Consider the following 17436-nt stretch of genomic DNA (forward strand, 5'->3'; position numbering starts at 1 on the left):
GATGAGGTCTCTTCTGATTTGTTAGCGCAACCAGTAGATCACACTTCATCGTGCTTTTCATTTTTCTGGGGAACCCTCAGCCCCGGGGGAGAGGGAATGTATGATTACTCTTCGTGCTCTTCCCACGCCAGGGCGCGTTTCACCGCTTTCTTCCAGCCGCTGTAGCGGTAGTTACGCTCGGTGGTTTCGATGCCAGGGCGGAATTCACGTTCGATAACCGCTTTTTCCTGCAGCTCGTCCAGATTCTGCCAGAAGCCGACCGCCAGACCCGCAAGGTACGCCGCACCCAGCGCGGTCACTTCGCGCACTTCCGGGCGTTCCACGCGGGTGCCCAGAATGTCGGACTGGAACTGCATCAGGAAGTTGTTCGCGACCGCACCGCCGTCCACGCGCAGAGCGTGCAGACGGATGCCGGAGTCAGCCTGCATCGCTTCCAGTACGTCGCGCGTCTGGTAAGCGATAGATTCCAGGGTGGCGCGAATAATGTGGTTAGCATTCACACCACGCGTCAGGCCGAAAATCGCGCCGCGTGCATACGGATCCCAGTACGGTGCGCCCAGACCGGTAAACGCAGGTACCACGTACACGCCGTTGGTATCCTTCACTTTGGTGGCGAAGTACTCGGAGTCGAACGCATCACTGATAAGCTTCATTTCGTCGCGCAACCACTGGATGGATGCACCCGCCATGAACACCGCACCTTCCAGCGCATAGTTCACTTCACCGCGTGGGCCGCAGGCGATGGTGGTCAGCAGACCGTTTTCTGATTTCACCGCTTTCTCGCCGGTATTCATCAGCATAAAGCAGCCGGTACCGTAGGTGTTTTTCGCCATCCCTTCTTTAACGCACAGTTGGCCGAACAGCGCCGCCTGCTGGTCACCGGCGATACCGGCGATAGGAATACGCGTGCCGCCTTTACCACCGATGTTGGTCTGACCGTACACTTCAGAAGATTTACGTACTTCTGGCAGCATAGCGCGTGGAATATCCAGCGCGTCCAGCATCTTGTCATCCCACTCCAGCGTGTTGATGTTGAACAGCATGGTGCGCGAGGCGTTGGTGTAGTCCGTGACGTGGACGCGACCCTGGGTCATCTTCCAGATAAGCCAGGTATCGACGGTACCGAACAGCAGTTCGCCGCGTTTTGCACGCTCACGTGAACCTTCCACGTGGTCAAGGATCCACTTCACTTTGGTACCCGAGAAATACGGGTCGACTACCAGGCCCGTGGCGCTGCGGACGTACTCTTCCATACCGTCGCGCTTCAGCTGTTCGCAAATCTCTGACGTACGACGACACTGCCAGACGATGGCGTTATAAATTGGCTTGCCGGTTTCACGTTCCCAGACGATTGTCGTTTCACGCTGGTTGGTAATACCAATCGCGGCTATTTCGTCAGAACTGATATCGGCTTTCGCCAGCACTTCGACCAGCGTGGAGCTTTGCGATGCCCAGATCTCCATCGGGTCGTGCTCTACCCAGCCTGGACGAGGATATATTTGCTCAAATTCACGCTGTGACACGCTGACAATGTTCGCGTCATGATCCATTACGACAGCGCGGGAGCTGGTGGTGCCCTGGTCGAGCGCAACGATATATTTTTTTTCGGTCATGGTGTAAGTCCCGTAGTCAGATTACAGCGAAGCTTTTTGTTGTGCGGTAGAAGTCGTCTCTTTCTCCTCGTCCACACAGGTGTCGCACGGTAAGTGGCGACCAATTAATTTGCGATAGCTAAACGCACCCAGCGCAGCCCCGACAACCGGCGCAAACAGCGGAACCAGGAAGTAAGGAATGTCTTTGCCACCGGTGAAGGCCACGTCGCCCCAGCCTGCGATAAAGGCGAACGCTTTTGGTCCGATATCACGCGCCGGGTTCATCGCAAAGCCGGTCAGCGGGCCCATGGATGCGCCGATCACCGCAATCAGCAGGCCAATCAGCAGAGGTGCCAGCGGGCCGCGCGGAATGCCGTTTCCGTCGTCGGTCAGCGCCAGGATAACGCCCATCAGAATAGCGGTAATCACCATTTCAACTGCGAACGCCTGCACAAAATTGATATGCGGGTTTGGATACGTTGAGAAGATACCTGCCAGATCCAGACTTTCGACGCTGCCGCGCACCATATGATGCGTCTGTTCGAAGTCGATGAAAAGATTGTAATAAAGCCCGTAAACTAACGCCGCTGCGCAAAACGCGCCGGCAAATTGAGAAATAATGAAAGGAACAACTTTGCGTCCGTCGAAGCACGCGAACAGCCACAGTGCGATGGTCACCGCCGGGTTAAGATGTGCGCCAGAAACCCCTGCAGTCAGGTAGATGGCCATCGCCACACCCAGACCCCAGATAATACTGATTTCCCACTGACCAAAACTGGCACCTGCCACTTTCAGTGCAGCAACACAGCCCACTCCGAAGAATATCAACAACCCGGTACCAAGGAACTCGGCAATGCACTGGCCTTTTAAGGTTGATGTCTGACTCATAATCGGAATCCTGAAGAGATTGATGTTTATTGTTAGCATGGCCGCCCGTGACAGCCATGATGTCCTGTAGACATAGTGTTAATTTATCGTTAACGAGCAAAAACGAGAAATATCGAAATTAAAATGTGTGGTCTGCGTCAATAAAATGAGCGTTTACGCGCCATAAAGCGCATTTTTGCATCAGCGCGAGAGTGTGAGCTGAATCATTTCATTAACTAATGAGTTAACAACTTAGGGGTAATTGCCGCGAACGCACCAGGACGAGGCCGAAAAGTGTTGCAAACCGCGATCTGCGCGGTGTGTCGCTGGACAGGGGCGACGGGGCTTCATACAATCGGCATAGATGTTGTGCGCGTTTACGTTAAAGCGTCGCCTTGCAATTCAGGAGAGGTAGGATCATGTCTTTAGAAGTGTTTGAGAAACTGGAATCGAAAGTACAGCAGGCGATTGACACCATCACGCTGCTGCAGATGGAAATTGAAGAGCTGAAAGAAAAGAACAACAGCCTGGCGCAAGAAGTGCAGACAGCTCAGCACGGCCGTGAAGAACTGGAGCGCGAAAACAACCAGTTGCGTGAACAGCAGAACGGCTGGCAGGAACGTCTGCAGGCACTGCTGGGACGTATGGAAGAGGTTTAATTCCCCTGGGATTGAACTGAGTAGGCCGGGTAAGGCGAAGCCGCCACCCGGCTTTTTTATGGTTATCGCGAATGGGTAATAACCATAAAAAAGGCCGCCCAAGGCGGCCTTAACGCTACTTGTCCTGCGCTGTCGTAGCAAAAGCAAAGAACACATTGGGTTCATCACTCTTCACAACGAGTACGCTGGCGACAATGAACGCGATACATAAATAGCGTTTCATTATGCGGTCCCTGCAGCTAACCGCTCCACCGTTCACCACCGGTGATAAGTCGGTGGACACAAGCCCTGGTATTAGCCTGTTTTACGGTTGTGAATACACCTTTCCCTGGACCGATGCCCATTTGCGAGATGGCGGAAAGGGACGCTGCATCATAATAAGCAGCAACCGTGGTGTTAAGGTATTCATAAAGAATTAGGATTTTATAAAGCTTCTGAGGGGTTGCCCAAGGTTTGGACGAGAGTATGATGAAGATCCTTGGTATTAGCCTGCAAGCCTTCCCAACGGACCGCGAATCCCGAGGGACAAAAAAACCGCCACATTGCTGTTGGCGGTTTTTTTATGGCGCTCGCTTACTGTTTACTACTCAATATCCAGCGGATCTTCGGAGAGGATAATGCCGGTGTTATCGGCATAGAGATGGTCGCCGGAGAAGAAGGTCACGCCGCCGAAATTGACGCGGATATCGCTTTCGCCAATGCCTTCACCTGCGGCGCCTACCGGAATGGCGGCAATCGCCTGAATGCCGATATCGAGGTCTTCGAGATCGTCCACCTGGCGGACTGAACCGTAGACCACAATGCCTTCCCATTCATTTTGCACGGCAATTCCGGCCAGTTCTGCGTCAATCAATGCACGACGTACGGAGCCGCCGCCATCAACCAGCAGCACGCGACCACGACCGTTCTGTTCGAGCAGATCGTACAGCAACCCGTTATCCTCGAAACATTTCACCGTGATGATTTGTCCGCCAAACGAAGACCGTCCACCAAAGTTGGAGAACAGCGGTTCAACGACGTTGACATCTTCCTGGTAGATGTCACAAAGCTCGGAGGTATCGTATTTCATAGGTTTAACGCTCTGTTGCTGCGAATGTGTTCAGTATATCGTGCGAAATGCGTTGTTGGCAAAATCATCAATTGTTAATTGATATTTGTCAGTTAACTCAGCGTCTGGCTCAGGACAATCCCTATCACGAACAACAGGTTAGTGAGCAATGCGCCTTTTACCGTGCGCTCAAGCATCGGTGGCATGGCTGCCGGGCTGAGCTCACGCATCACAAAGCGGGCCTGCTTAATCAGCAGCGGCGCGGCGAGCACAAACAGCCAGCCCCAGAGGCTATGCAGCGAGATCAGGTTGAACAGTGCGAAGCAGAGCAGGGCGCCCATCAGCAGGCAGGCATGATAGCGACGCGCGTTAACCGGCCCCAGACGCACGGCCAGCGTGTTTTTGCCGTTCTCACGGTCGCTGTCGATATCGCGCAGGTTGTTGATATTAAGTACCGCCGTTGCCAGCAGACCGCAGGCGGTGGCGGGCAGGAACAGGGCAGGGATAAGCGTATGCGCCTGTAAGTACCAGCTGCCCATCACGCTCAGCCAGCCAAAAAATACCAGCACGGAAATATCACCCAGGCCGATATAACCGTAAGGGCGCGTGCCGACGGTATAGGTAATGGCGGCGATAATAGCGAGCAGGCCCAGCACCAGAAAACCAATGAAATCACTGGTGGTTTTCGAGGCGACCGTCACCAGCGCCAGGCCGGATAAACAAATCAGTACCACGGTGATAATCAACGCGCGCTTCATCTGTGCCTGCGTAATCACCCCTTTCTGCATCCCGCGCAGAGGGCCGATACGGTCAGGCTTATCGCTACCCTTAACCGCATCGCCGTAGTCGTTGGCGAGATTAGAGAGGATCTGCAACAAACCGGCGGTGACCAGCGCCAGCACGGCAACCAGCGGATTGAAATACCCCTGCCACCAGGCAAGGACGGTACCGACGATAATCGCGGCAAAGGCCAGAGGAAGGGTTTTAGGGCGCAGACTTTCGAGCCACGCCTGAGTACGGCTGATATCAGTCATAGTTATTAAGCCAAAAAAATGGGGGCATTAGCCCCCATTAAATGTGATGAGAATGCAGTAACCGCGATTATAGGATAAAACGGCTCAGATCTTCATCTGCCACTAACGCATCCAGGTGTTTACCCACATATTCTGCGTCAATGGTAATGGTTTGACCGTTCAGGTCGCTCGCATCATAAGAGATATCTTCCATCAGGCGTTCCAGCACTGTGTGCAGACGACGCGCACCGATGTTCTCGGTGGTTTCGTTGACCTGCCAGGCCGCCTGGGCGATGCGTTTGATACCGTCTTCGGTGAACTCAATGTTCACGCCTTCGGTCGCCATCAGCGCTTTGTACTGTACGGTCACAGACGCGTTTGGCTCGGTCAGGATACGTTCGAAATCTTCAGTGGTCAGCGCCTGCAGCTCAACGCGGATAGGCAGACGGCCCTGCAGTTCCGGGATCAGGTCAGACGGGCTGGCAATCTGGAACGCACCGGAGGCGATAAACAGGATGTGGTCCGTTTTGACCATCCCGTGCTTGGTGGAGACGGTGCAGCCTTCAACCAGCGGCAGCAGGTCGCGCTGCACGCCTTCACGGGAGACGTCCGGGCCGGACGCGTTACCGCGCTTACAGATCTTATCGATTTCGTCGATAAACACGATACCGTGCTGCTCAACCGCGTCGATCGCATCCTGCTTCAGCTCTTCCGGGTTCACCAGCTTTGCTGCTTCTTCTTCAATCAGCAGCTTCATCGCATCTTTGATTTTCAGCTTACGCGCTTTCTGTTTCTGACCGCCCAGGTTCTGGAACATGGACTGCAGCTGGCTGGTCATCTCCTCCATGCCAGGAGGTGCCATGATTTCCACACCCATTGGCGCGGCGGCGAGATCGATCTCAATCTCTTTGTCATCCAGCTGGCCTTCGCGCAGCTTTTTGCGGAATGCCTGACGTGCCGCAGACGGTTCAGCCTGCTGTTCAGCCTGGCCCCAGTTGTTTTTCGCCGGCGGGATCAGCACGTCAAGAATACGCTCTTCAGCCATCTCTTCCGCGCGATAGCGGTTTTTCTCGATCGCCTGAACGCGAACCATCTTGATTGCCGAGTCGGTCAGATCGCGGATGATAGAGTCAACTTCTTTACCTACATAGCCCACTTCGGTGAACTTAGTGGCTTCAACTTTGATGAACGGCGCGTTAGCCAGTTTAGCCAGACGGCGCGCGATTTCGGTTTTACCGACACCGGTTGGGCCGATCATCAGAATGTTTTTTGGCGTCACTTCATGGCGCAGCTCTTCGTCGAGCTGCATGCGGCGCCAGCGGTTACGCAGAGCAATAGCCACGGAACGCTTGGCGTTATCCTGGCCGATAATATGTTTGTCCAGTTCGCTGACAATTTCGCGTGGGGTCATTTCAGACATGGGAGATCCTTACGCTTTAGAGGTCAATTCTTCGATGGTGTGGTTGTGGTTGGTATAGATGCAGATATCACCCGCAATATCCAACGCCTTCACAGCGATATCACGCGCATTCATGTCGGTATTCTCCAACAGTGCGCGAGCCGCAGCCTGGGCATAAGGGCCGCCAGAGCCGATGGCAATCAGGTCGTTTTCTGGCTGAATGACGTCACCGTTACCGGTGATGATCAGCGATGCGGTTTCATCGGCCACGGCCAGCAGCGCTTCGAGTTTGCGCAGCATGCGGTCGGTTCGCCAGTCTTTCGCCAGCTCAACGGCGGCTTTCACCAGATGACCCTGGTGCATTTCCAGTTTACGTTCAAACAGTTCAAACAGCGTGAAAGCATCAGCCGTGCCGCCTGCAAAACCGGCGATCACTTTGTCGTTGTATAAACGACGGACTTTTTTCACGTTGCCTTTCATTACGGTATTACCCAGCGTGGCCTGGCCATCACCGGCGATTACCACGTGGCCGTTACGGCGTACACTTACTATTGTTGTCACGAGCAGACCCCCTGGTTACAGAATCGGGAAACAGAAGCCCTGAGCCTGTGCTCAGGGCTGAATAGAAAGATAGATGGGGGGGAATTTGGGGGTTTCAACCCCCGGAAGCAAGTCGGATGCAGTTTGTGTGACCGGCGACTTTCAAACGAGAAATGGTGCCATCGGCATTTTCTTTGCCTTTGACCGGGCCAATCACCACGCGATTCCAGCCGTTATTGGTGGTAATGCGCGAGTCAAATCCTTCAAATGCCAGCTGAGCGCGGACCGTTTCGGCCTGCTCGGCGCCTTTGAACGAACCGCACTGTACCATCCAGCGGCGTTCGTCTTTCTTCTCAGCCGTCTGCTTCGGTGCCTCGGTCTCTTTGGTGACCGGTGCGGCCTGCTGTGTTTTCGGCTGCTGCGCGGTGGTATGCGCAGGCGTCTGCAGCAGATCCTGATACGGTTGAGCCGTTTGCTTCTGCGTCTGGGTCTTCGGCTGCTGAGCAGGCTGAGACTGCGCCGTTCGCGTTTGCGGCTGCTGGTACGGCTGTTCCGTCACGCGCGGCTGCGCTTTAGGCTGCTGTACCGGCTGGTTTTGCGTCCACTGCTGCTGTTGTTGTTGCTGCTGAATCTGTGCCTGACGCTGGCGCTGCAGTTGCAGTGTTTGCTGACGCTGCGCCGGCGTTTGTTCATTCCACGGCACTTCATTCAGCTGCGTAGGCTGCTGGCGCATATCGGCCTGCATCTGTGCCAGCAACTGACGCTGTTCGTCCGTTAGCTGATCGGCATTTTTCACCTCGCCACCGGCGGATGGCTCGGTCGGCGCACGCACGCCAGGCTGACGGCTTTCCAGCTCTTTAATATAGCGCCAGCGCTCTTCAGGCTTCGGTGGCAGACCATTTCCAACCACTTTGTTGCCCTGAAGGGCCTCAGCCTCTTCTTTTTTATGGTGCGTGATAAAGTACAGGCCGCCGATGAAGGCCACCAGTACCGCCGCAGCAATAGCGACCATTGCTGGCGAGACAGCAGGCAGGTTACGTTGCTTTTTCTTTGCGCTACTCTTTTTGCGTCGCGAAGGTGCCGGCTGGCCGCGACGTACATAATCTCGTTGTGCCACTATCGTTTCGCTGTATTTATTCGTTCGTCAGTCCGCCATGTTACTTAAGCGGCGGGGCTTTGACCAGATAAGGGTGTCCTAAAGACATTTACTTTAAGTCAATGCCTGGGTAGAACCGCGAATAATCAGTTCGCAGTCCAGCAACCTCGATCCGCTGCTAACTGTTTGACCCTGCAACTGATCGAGCAAAAGAAGCATCGCTTCACGGCCAATGTCGTAGCGTGGCTGCGAAACGGTTGAGAGCGGGGGATCGCAAAATTCTGAAAGCGAAATATTATCGAAACCGATAATCGACAAATCTTTCGGTATGCGCAGGCCGCGGCGTTTCGCATACGATAATGCCCCAAGCGCCATCACGTCGCTGTGGCAGAACACTGCGGTAGGCGGCTCAGGCAACGCCAGTAGTTTTTCCAGCGCCTGACCACCGGCTTCGAAGGAAAAATTACCGCGCGCAATGTAGTGCGGATCAACCGTCACGCCGGTTCGGCGAAGCGCCTGAACATAGCCCTGCAGGCGATAGTGACACAGCGGCATCTCTTCCGGGCCGGCAATGCAGCCAATCCGTTTATGCCCCAGCTCCTGCAGGTAGTTAACGGCGTTGAACGCGGCGGTCAGGTTATCAATATGCACCGTTGGCAGTTCCAGCTCCGGCGCAAACTCGTTGGCCATCACCATCGGCGGTAAATTGCGCTGCTCTTCAATGCTGGCATCAAACGGCAGGCGCGAACCAAGCAGCAGCATGCCGTCGATCTGCTTGGTGATAATGAGGTCGATAAAGGTTTTTTCCTGCTGATTCTGGTGCGCGCAGTCGCCAATGAGCACCAGATACCCTTGCTCCGCAGCGGTCACTTCGATGCCGCGAATAATTTCGCTGAAGAAGGGATCGCAGATGTCCGGTACAATCACCAGGATGGTCCGCGACTCATTACGTTTAACGTTACGCCCCATCGCCTGTGGGAAATACCCCACTTCCAGCGCGGCCTGTTCTACCCGGTTGCGGGTCGCCTGAGAGACTTTATCCGGGTTCATTAATGCGCGGGACACGGTTGCCGTAGAGACTTGTGCTTTCTGGGCAACGTCTTTCATGGTCGCCGTGGCAACCTCTTTCCTGGACTTCAACGTCTTCTCCTCGCCTGAACACCGAACTTCTGACGCCACCATTTTTACAGATAGTTAATGGAATCGGTTACAGAATTTTCATAAAAAGTGTGAGGGACGTTAAATTTTTCGATCCGGCTTCAGCCTTCGATGGGATCAACGTCAAGCACCCACTTCACTTTGCGCGCTTCTGGCAGGGTGTTGATCAAGGCCAGCGTGCCGCTGACGATGTGCTGTAAACGGATGCGCGAAGGGTGCTGGAGCAAAATCTGCCAGCGAAAACGTCCGCCGCGCTTGGGGGACAGCGCCGGAACCGGCCCTAAAATCCACAATTGATTATCGACCAGCGGGCTGGCCTGCAGAAGGTTTCTCAACTGCTGCAGGAAAAGCGGCGCCTGCTGGTTGTTATGATCTTCCGCGCGGATGATCACGTGGCTGGTCCACGGGGGAAGCTGCATGGTCTGGCGTTCAGCCAGCGCCTGCTCGGCAAACGCGTCATAGCCTTTGTGCAGCAGGGTTTGCAGCAACGGATGCTCAGGATGGTGCGTTTGCAGTACCACTTCGCCCTGTTTCCCGGCGCGTCCCGCGCGTCCGGCCACCTGGGTATAAAGCTGGGCAAAACGCTCGGCTGAGCGGAAATCGGCAGAGAACAGTGCGCCATCGACATCTAGCAGGGCAACCAGCGTTACGTCCGGGAAGTGGTGACCTTTGGCCAGCATCTGGGTGCCAATCAGGATGCGCGCGCCACCGCGATGCACTTCCGCCAGCTGCTGCTCCAGCGCCCCTTTACGGCTGGTGGTGTCCCTGTCGATTCGGGAAATGGGCACATCCGGGAAGAACGGCTCCAGGGCCTGTTCCAGCTGTTCAGTGCCCAGACCGACCGGCACGATGTGCGTTGACCCGCACGACGGGCACTGACGCGGCACCGGGCGCTGGCTGTCGCAGTGGTGGCAGCGCAAATGGCGCTGGGCCTGATGGAAGGTGTAGTAGTGGTCGCAGCGCGGGCATTCTGCGATCCAGCCGCAGTCGTGACACAGCAGTGCCGGGGCAAAGCCGCGTCTGTTGAGGAACAAAATAACCTGATTGCCCGCCTGCAAATGCTGACGCATCCGGGTGATAAGGGCAGGTGCTAACCCCGCCTGCACCTGCTGACCTTTCAGATCCAACACGTGTTGAATGGCCGGACGCGCATTCCCCGCGCGACGCGTCAGGCGCAGCATATGGTATTTACGCTGACGAACGTTATGCAGCGTTTCGAGCGCCGGGGTAGCAGAGCCCAGAATAATGGGGATTTGCTCGCTGTGCGCGCGATAGACGGCCAGATCGCGGGCGTGATACCGCCAGCCTTCCTGCTGCTTATAAGAGCTGTCGTGTTCTTCATCAATGACGATGACGCCAAGATTTTTGAACGGTGTAAACAGTGATGAACGGGTGCCAATCACGATCGCCGCTTCGCCGTTTTTCGCTTTCAGCCAGGCGCTGAGGCGTTCGCTGTCATTCAGGCCAGAGTGCAGCACCTCAACCGGCGCATTAAACCGCTCGCGAAAGCGCGCGATGGTTTGCGGCGTCAGGCCAATTTCCGGCACCATCACCAGCGCCTGTTTGCCCTGCGCGAGCACGTTTTCCAGCACACTGAGATAGACTTCTGTCTTGCCGGAACCGGTGACCCCGGCCAGTAGCCAGGCGGAGAAATGGCCGGAGGCACTGTGGATCGCCCCCACGGCGGTGGCCTGCTCGGTGTTCAGGCGCAGGCGATCGCCCGAGACGGAAAATCGCTCCCGCCAGTCATACAGGGCCGGAGCCTCGCTTGCCAGTTCGCTCAGCCCTTTTTTTCGTAGTGCCTGGAGCGCGGTTTCGCTGACTTCCAGCTCATCGACCTGATGGCGCCAGATTTTCCCCTGACGCAGGGCGGCCAGCGCCTGCTGTTGTTTCTGGGAGCGCTTCAGGCTGTTAATGTCCACCGCCTGGCCCTGTTCGGTCGCAAACCAGTACCACATTGGCGCGTGGCTGGCGCTTTTGCCCTGGCGCAGCATAATCGGTAAAGCGTGGAACAGAACATCGCCAATCGGATGATGATAATAATCCGCCGCCCATAGTAGCAGTCGCCAGGTGCTGGTGGAGTAAACGGGCTCGCTGTCGAGCACCTCAACGACCGATTTCAGTTCGTTAAGCGGCAATTCGCTCTTGTCGCTGACGGAGACGACGATCCCTACGCGCTGCTGTTTGCCAAAGGGCACGGTCACGCGACAGCCCGCTTTAACGCTCATGCTGTCGGGCAGCAGATAGTCAAACGTGCGGGGAAGCGGAACGGGCAGGGCAACGTGAGCGACGGGCATCGAATCTTCCTGACTTGAAAAGTGGCGCGTTAGTATACACATTAGTGAAAGCGGCGTGCGGATCAGTTTGCATACGTTGGTCAAATTCTGTATGATTCGCCGCCTTTGGTGTACTTTACGCCAAAGAACTTACATTCAACATCGCGTGGTGTCTGGCGTTAGGGCTGGAAGAGCGACGCGGCCTTAACTGAGGTTCTCCCATGAAAAAAGATATTCACCCGAAATACGAAATGATTACTGCAAACTGCTCTTGCGGTAACTCTATCCAGATCCGCTCTACCGTGGGTCACGATCTGAACCTGGACGTGTGCGGCAAATGCCACCCGTTCTACACTGGTAAGCAGCGTGACGTTGCAACCGGTGGCCGTGTTGACCGCTTCAACAAGCGTTTCAGCATCCCGGGCGCTAAATAAGTTTCCCGAAAAAAAGGCACCGCAAGGTGCCTTTTTTGTATCCGCTTATCAGTATTCCCACGTCTCCGGGTCGATACCCAGTTCACGCATGATCACCTTCGCCTCTTCCGGGATTTCGTCGCTACGCTCTTTGCGCAGGTCGTCATCGTTCGGCAACGGTTGGCCGGTAAACGCATGCAAAAACGCTTCGCACAGCAGTTCGCTGTTGGTTGCGTGGCGCAGGTTGTTCACCTGACGACGCGTACGTTCATCGGTGAGGATCTTCAACACCTTCAGAGGAATGGAAACCGTAATTTTCTTTACTTGCTCACTCTTCTTACCGTGCTCAGCGTATGGGCTGATATATTCGCCGCTCCATTCAGCCATGAGATACCTTTAATCCTCTCAGTCATTAATCTAAAGGTGCAAAACCTGTAACCGTCGGTTTTGAACCGTAAACCTGCGTAGTTTACCGTAGAGACGATACCGTGGCACGGATATTGCCGCTGCAGCGTGCACTAAAGCATATAATTTTAACGGCTATTTGCGCATTGCTCAATCTATACGCAAAGAAGTTTAGATGTCCAGATGTATTGACGTCCATACTTTCAATGTTTACTCTGGTGCCTGACTTTTCACCTAATTAGCCAGGAAGCCTTCACCATGACGCGTAAACAGGCCACCATCGCAGTGCGTAGCGGATTGAATGATGACGAGCAGTACGGCTGTGTTGTCCCGCCGATTCATCTTTCCAGTACCTATAATTTCACCGGATTTAATGAACCCCGTGCGCATGACTACTCGCGTCGTGGCAACCCTACGCGTGATGTTACCCAGCGCGCGCTGGCGGAACTGGAAGGTGGCGCAGGGGCAGTATTAACCAATACCGGCATGTCTGCCATTCATCTGGTGACTACCGTGTTCCTGAAGCCGGGCGATCTGCTGGTTGCGCCGCACGACTGTTACGGCGGCAGCTATCGTCTGTTTGATAGCCTGGCAAAACGCGGCTGTTACCGGGTGTTGTTTGTCGATCAAAATGACGAACAGGCGCTGAAACAGGCGCTGGCAGAGAAGCCGAAGCTGGTGCTGGTGGAAAGTCCAAGCAATCCATTGTTGCGCGTTGTCGATATTGCGAAAATTTGTCAGCTCACAAGGGATGCGGGAGCGATAAGTGTAGTGGATAATACGTTCCTCAGTCCGGCCCTTCAGAACCCACTGGCGCTGGGTGCAGATCTGGTATTGCATTCATGCACTAAATATCTGAACGGTCATTCTGATGTCGTCGCAGGCGTGGTGATTGCAAAAGATCCCGACGTTGTCACCGAACTGGCATGGTGGGCCAATAACATTGGCGTCACCGCCGGGGCCTTCGACAGCTATCTGCTGTTACGCGGGATTCGCACGCTGTCGCCGCGTATGGAGGTGGCACAGCGCAATGCCCAGGCGATTGTCGATTTCCTGAAAACGCAGCCGCTGGTGAAGAAGCTTTATCACCCGTCGCTGCCTGAAAACCAGGGGCACGAGATTGCCGCGCGTCAGCAGAAAGGGTTTGGCGCGATGTTAAGTTTTGAACTGGACGGTGACGAGCAAACGCTGCGTCGCTTCCTGAGCGGGCTGTCATTGTTTACGCTGGCGGAATCGTTAGGTGGGGTTGAAAGTTTGATCTCCCACGCTGCGACCATGACGCACGCAGGTATGGCACCAGAGGCACGTGCCGCCGCCGGGATTTCTGAGACGCTGCTGCGGATCTCAACCGGTATTGAAGATTCTGAAGATTTAATTGCCGATCTGGAAAATGGCTTCCGGGTCGCAGCCAAGGGGTAATCATGAGTGTGATAGCGCAGGCAGGGGCGAAGGGTCGTCAACTGCACAAGTTTGGTGGTAGTAGTCTTGCTGATGTGAAGTGTTACCTGCGCGTTGCAGGGATCATGACAGAGTATTCACAGCCGGGTGACATGATGGTTGTCTCCGCGGCGGGCAGCACCACCAACCAGCTGATTAGCTGGCTGAAATTGAGCCAGACCGATCGCCTCTCTGCGCATCAGGTGCAACAGTCCTTACGCCGTTACCAGAGCGAGCTGATTGCCGGTTTGCTGCCTGCAGACGTGGCGGATGGGCTGATTAGCGCTTTTACGCATGACCTTGAGCGTCTGGCCGCCCTGCTGGACAGCGGTATTAACGATGCGGTGTACGCCGAGGTGGTGGGTCACGGTGAAGTGTGGTCTGCGCGCCTGATGGCCGCCGTGCTGCAACATCTGGGCGTTGAGGCTGCCTGGCTCGACGCGCGTGATTTCCTGCGTGCCGAACGCGCCGCACAGCCACAGGTGGACGAAGGTCTATCCTACCCGCTGCTGCAACAGTTGCTGGTACAGCATCCGGGTAAACGCATTGTGGTGACCGGCTTTATCAGCCGCAGCAATGCCGGGGAAACCGTGCTGTTGGGGCGTAACGGCTCTGACTACTCGGCGACGCAAATCGGTGCCCTGGCGGGTGTGTCCCGCGTCACCATCTGGAGTGACGTCGCCGGTGTTTACAGTGCTGATCCACGTAAGGTGAAAGACGCCTGCCTGCTGCCGCTGCTGCGCCTGGATGAAGCCAGCGAGCTGGCACGTCTGGCCGCGCCGGTTCTGCATGCGCGTACGCTGCAGCCGGTTTCCGGTAGCGATATCGATCTGCAGTTGCGCTGCAGTTACACCCCGGATCAGGGCTCCACGCGCATCGAACGCGTGCTGGCATCCGGTACGGGGGCGCGTATTGTCACCAGCCACGACGACATCTGCCTGATTGAGTTCCAGGTCCCGGCGGGCCAGGACTTCAAACTGGCGCATAAAGATATCGACACGATCCTCAAACGTGCTCAGGTGCGTCCGCTGGCGGTTGGCGTACATAACGACCGTCAACTGCTGCAGTTCTGCTACACCGCCGAAGTGGCAGACAGCGCACTAAAAATTTTGGATGAAGCGGGCCTGCCGGGCGAGCTTCGTCTGCGTCAGGGGCTGGCGCTGGTGGCGATGGTGGGCGCGGGCGTCACCCGTAACCCACTGCACTGCCACCGCTTCTGGCAACAGCTGAAAGGGCAACCGGTTGAATTTACCTGGCAGTCGGAAGAGGGCATCAGCCTCGTTGCCGTCCTGCGTAAAGGGCCAACTGAGAGCCTGATTCAGGGTCTGCATACCTCTCTGTTCCGTGCGGAAAAACGCATCGGCCTGGTGTTGTTCGGTAAAGGCAACATCGGTTCTCGCTGGCTGGAGCTGTTCGCGCGCGAGCAGGTCACGCTCTCAGCACGTACCGGCTTTGAATTTATCCTCGCCGGAGTGGTGGACAGCCGCCGCAGTCTGTTGAACTACGAGGGGCTGGATGCCAGCCGCGCACTTGCCTTCTTTAATGATGAAGCGGTTGAACAGGACGAAGAGTCGCTGTTCCTGTGGATGCGCGCGCACCCGTATGACGATCTGGTGGTGCTGGACGTTACTGCCAGCGAACAGCTTGCCGATCAGTATCTTGATTTCGCCAGCCACGGTTTCCACGTCATCAGTGCGAACAAACTGGCGGGGGCAAGCAGCACCGATAAGTACCGTCAGATCCACGACGCGTTCGAAAAAACCGGTCGTCACTGGCTCTACAACGCCACCGTAGGCGCGGGTCTGCCGGTTAACCATACCGTGCGCGATCTGATTGAAAGCGGCGACAGCATTCTGGCGCTGAGCGGTATTTTCTCCGGTACGCTCTCCTGGCTGTTCCTGCAGTTTGATGGCACCGTACCGTTCACTGACCTGGTGGATCAGGCGTGGCAGCAGGGGCTAACCGAACCCGATCCCCGCGTCGATCTTTCCGGTAAAGACGTGATGCGTAAGCTGGTGATCCTGGCGCGTGAAGCCGGTTATGACATTGAACCCGGCGCTGTTCGCGTCGAGTCGCTGGTGCCGGCAGGCTGCGAGGAAGGATCCATTGATCACTTCTTTGAAAACGGTGATGAACTGAACGAGCAGATGCTGCAACGTCTGGAAGCCGCAAACGAGATGGGGCTGGTGCTGCGCTATGTGGCGCGTTTCGAGGCCAACGGTAAAGCGCGTGTGGGTGTTGAGGCGGTGCGTCCTGAACATCCGCTGGCGGCGCTGCTGCCGTGCGATAACGTCTTTGCAATCGAAAGCCGCTGGTACCGCGATAACCCACTGGTGATCCGTGGCCCGGGTGCAGGGCGCGATGTCACCGCCGGGGCGATCCAGTCGGACATCAATCGTCTCGCTAAGTTGCTGTAATCCCGCATGTTCCCTCTCCCGGTGGGAGAGGGCCAGGGTGAGGGCAAGCAACCGCACTCACCCCATCATGAATTTCCTTCATCTTCCCTGAGCATTCCTCACCGTTATTGTTGATTATTTCTGTTGACGTCACTCCGCTTTTCCGTCATTTTTACATCTGGACGTCTAAACGTATAGAAGTTCACAACACAACAAACAACGACACGCGAAAGATAGAGGTAAGGTATGAGCTTTTTTCACGCCAACCAGCGGGAAGCCCTGAATCAGAGCCTGGCCGAAGTAAACGGCCAGATTAACGTCTCTTTTGAATTTTTCCCGCCGCGCACCAGTGAAATGGAGCAAACCCTCTGGAGCTCTATCGATCGCCTGAGCAGCCTGAAACCGAAATTTGTCTCCGTGACCTACGGCGCGAACTCCGGCGAGCGTGACCGTACGCACAGCATTATTAAAGGCATTAAAGACAGAACCGGTCTGGAAGCGGCGCCGCATCTGACCTGTATCGACGCCACCGGTGACGAGCTGCGTGCTATCGCCCAGGATTACTGGAATAACGGGATTCGTCATATCGTCGCCCTGCGCGGCGACCTGCCGCCGGGTAGCGGTAAGCCCGAAATGTATGCGGCGGATCTGGTCGCGCTGCTGAAAGACGTTGCCGATTTTGATATCTCCGTGGCGGCGTACCCGGAAGTGCATCCGGAAGCGAAAAGCGCTCAGGCCGACCTCCTTAACCTGAAGCGTAAAGTAGATGCCGGTGCGAACCGGGCCATTACTCAGTTCTTCTTTGATGTGGAAAGCTACCTGCGCTTCCGTGACCGCTGCGTTTCTGCGGGTATCGACGTGGAAATCATCCCGGGTATTCTGCCGGTCTCTAACTTCAAACAGGCGAAGAAATTTGCCGATATGACCAACGTACGCATTCCGCTGTGGATGTCCAAAATGTACGAAGGGCTGGACGATGATCCGGAAACGCGCAAGCTGGTGGGTGCCAATATCGCAATGGACATGGTGAAAATTTTAAGTCGGGAAGGGGTAAAAGATTTCCACTTCTACACGCTGAACCGCGCGGAAATGAGCTACGCCATTTGTCATACGCTCGGTGTTCGCCCGGCGTAATAA

At 55.7% G+C, this 17436-nt stretch carries 15 protein-coding genes; 5 read left to right on the forward strand and 10 right to left on the reverse strand.

Going from position 1 to position 17436, the window contains the following annotated elements; translation table 11 throughout:
- Positions 1–104 precede the first annotated feature (104 nt).
- Positions 105–1613: a glycerol kinase GlpK gene (glpK, locus tag AX755_RS15135; protein ID WP_038420817.1), complete on the reverse strand. Its 1509-nt coding sequence runs from the start codon at positions 1611–1613 to the stop codon at positions 105–107.
- A gap of 21 nt (positions 1614–1634) precedes the next feature.
- Entirely contained in the window at positions 1635–2480 is an 846-nt protein-coding gene (locus AX755_RS15140) for an MIP/aquaporin family protein (RefSeq protein WP_013099317.1), read from the reverse strand.
- 398 nt (positions 2481–2878) lie between these two features.
- Here AX755_RS15140 and zapB point away from each other — a divergent pair, with 398 nt between their 5' ends.
- On the forward strand, positions 2879–3118 hold the full coding sequence (zapB, locus tag AX755_RS15145; RefSeq protein WP_013099316.1) for a septal ring assembly protein ZapB: 240 nt from the start codon (positions 2879–2881) through the stop codon (positions 3116–3118).
- A gap of 583 nt (positions 3119–3701) precedes the next feature.
- On the opposite strand, the gene rraA is transcribed toward zapB, so the two are convergent.
- The 7 genes from rraA to priA form a co-directional block, all read right to left on the reverse strand.
- The gene (gene rraA, locus AX755_RS15150) at positions 3702–4187 is read right to left on the reverse strand and encodes a ribonuclease E activity regulator RraA (RefSeq protein WP_013099315.1); all 486 of its coding nucleotides are present in this window, start codon (positions 4185–4187) and stop codon (positions 3702–3704) included.
- Between the two features lie 92 nt (positions 4188–4279).
- Positions 4280–5200, reverse strand: a complete 921-nt coding sequence (gene menA, locus AX755_RS15155; protein WP_045901632.1) for a 1,4-dihydroxy-2-naphthoate polyprenyltransferase — start codon at positions 5198–5200, stop codon at positions 4280–4282.
- 67 nt (positions 5201–5267) lie between these two features.
- Positions 5268–6599: an HslU--HslV peptidase ATPase subunit gene (gene hslU / locus AX755_RS15160; RefSeq protein WP_013099313.1), complete on the reverse strand. Its 1332-nt coding sequence runs from the start codon at positions 6597–6599 to the stop codon at positions 5268–5270.
- Positions 6600–6608: 9 nt separating this feature from the next.
- Complete coding sequence (hslV, locus tag AX755_RS15165; RefSeq protein ID WP_008501802.1) at positions 6609–7139, reverse strand: ATP-dependent protease subunit HslV; 531 nt, start codon at positions 7137–7139, stop codon at positions 6609–6611.
- Positions 7140–7233: 94 nt separating this feature from the next.
- Entirely contained in the window at positions 7234–8235 is a 1002-nt protein-coding gene (gene ftsN / locus AX755_RS15170; protein WP_062857020.1) for a cell division protein FtsN, read from the reverse strand.
- A 93-nt stretch (positions 8236–8328) separates the two neighbouring features.
- Entirely contained in the window at positions 8329–9354 is a 1026-nt protein-coding gene (gene cytR / locus AX755_RS15175) for a DNA-binding transcriptional regulator CytR (RefSeq protein ID WP_013099311.1), read from the reverse strand.
- A gap of 119 nt (positions 9355–9473) precedes the next feature.
- Positions 9474–11669, reverse strand: coding sequence for a primosomal protein N' (gene priA / locus AX755_RS15180; protein ID WP_062857021.1), 2196 nt, complete (start codon positions 11667–11669; stop codon positions 9474–9476).
- Between the two features lie 200 nt (positions 11670–11869).
- Between priA and rpmE the strand changes: the two genes are divergently transcribed.
- Positions 11870–12082, forward strand: coding sequence for a 50S ribosomal protein L31 (gene rpmE / locus AX755_RS15185; RefSeq protein WP_003862040.1), 213 nt, complete (start codon positions 11870–11872; stop codon positions 12080–12082).
- Between the two features lie 48 nt (positions 12083–12130).
- Here rpmE and metJ read toward each other — a convergent pair whose 3' ends face one another.
- Positions 12131–12448, reverse strand: coding sequence for a met regulon transcriptional regulator MetJ (metJ, locus tag AX755_RS15190; protein WP_003862042.1), 318 nt, complete (start codon positions 12446–12448; stop codon positions 12131–12133).
- A gap of 276 nt (positions 12449–12724) precedes the next feature.
- On the opposite strand from metJ, the gene metB reads away from it, so the two are divergent.
- The 3 genes from metB (at position 12725) to metF (ending at position 17433) form a co-directional block, all read left to right on the forward strand.
- Positions 12725–13885, forward strand: a complete 1161-nt coding sequence (gene metB, locus AX755_RS15195; protein ID WP_013099309.1) for a cystathionine gamma-synthase — start codon at positions 12725–12727, stop codon at positions 13883–13885.
- 2 nt (positions 13886–13887) lie between these two features.
- On the forward strand, positions 13888–16320 hold the full coding sequence (locus AX755_RS15200; protein ID WP_048972178.1) for a bifunctional aspartate kinase/homoserine dehydrogenase II: 2433 nt from the start codon (positions 13888–13890) through the stop codon (positions 16318–16320).
- Between the two features lie 225 nt (positions 16321–16545).
- Complete coding sequence (gene metF / locus AX755_RS15205) at positions 16546–17433, forward strand: methylenetetrahydrofolate reductase (RefSeq protein ID WP_013099307.1); 888 nt, start codon at positions 16546–16548, stop codon at positions 17431–17433.
- The last annotated feature ends 3 nt before the right edge of the window (positions 17434–17436 follow it).

It is taken from the genome of Enterobacter sp. SENG-6, assembly GCF_001605945.1.
Classification (GTDB): domain Bacteria; phylum Pseudomonadota; class Gammaproteobacteria; order Enterobacterales; family Enterobacteriaceae; genus Enterobacter; species Enterobacter cloacae.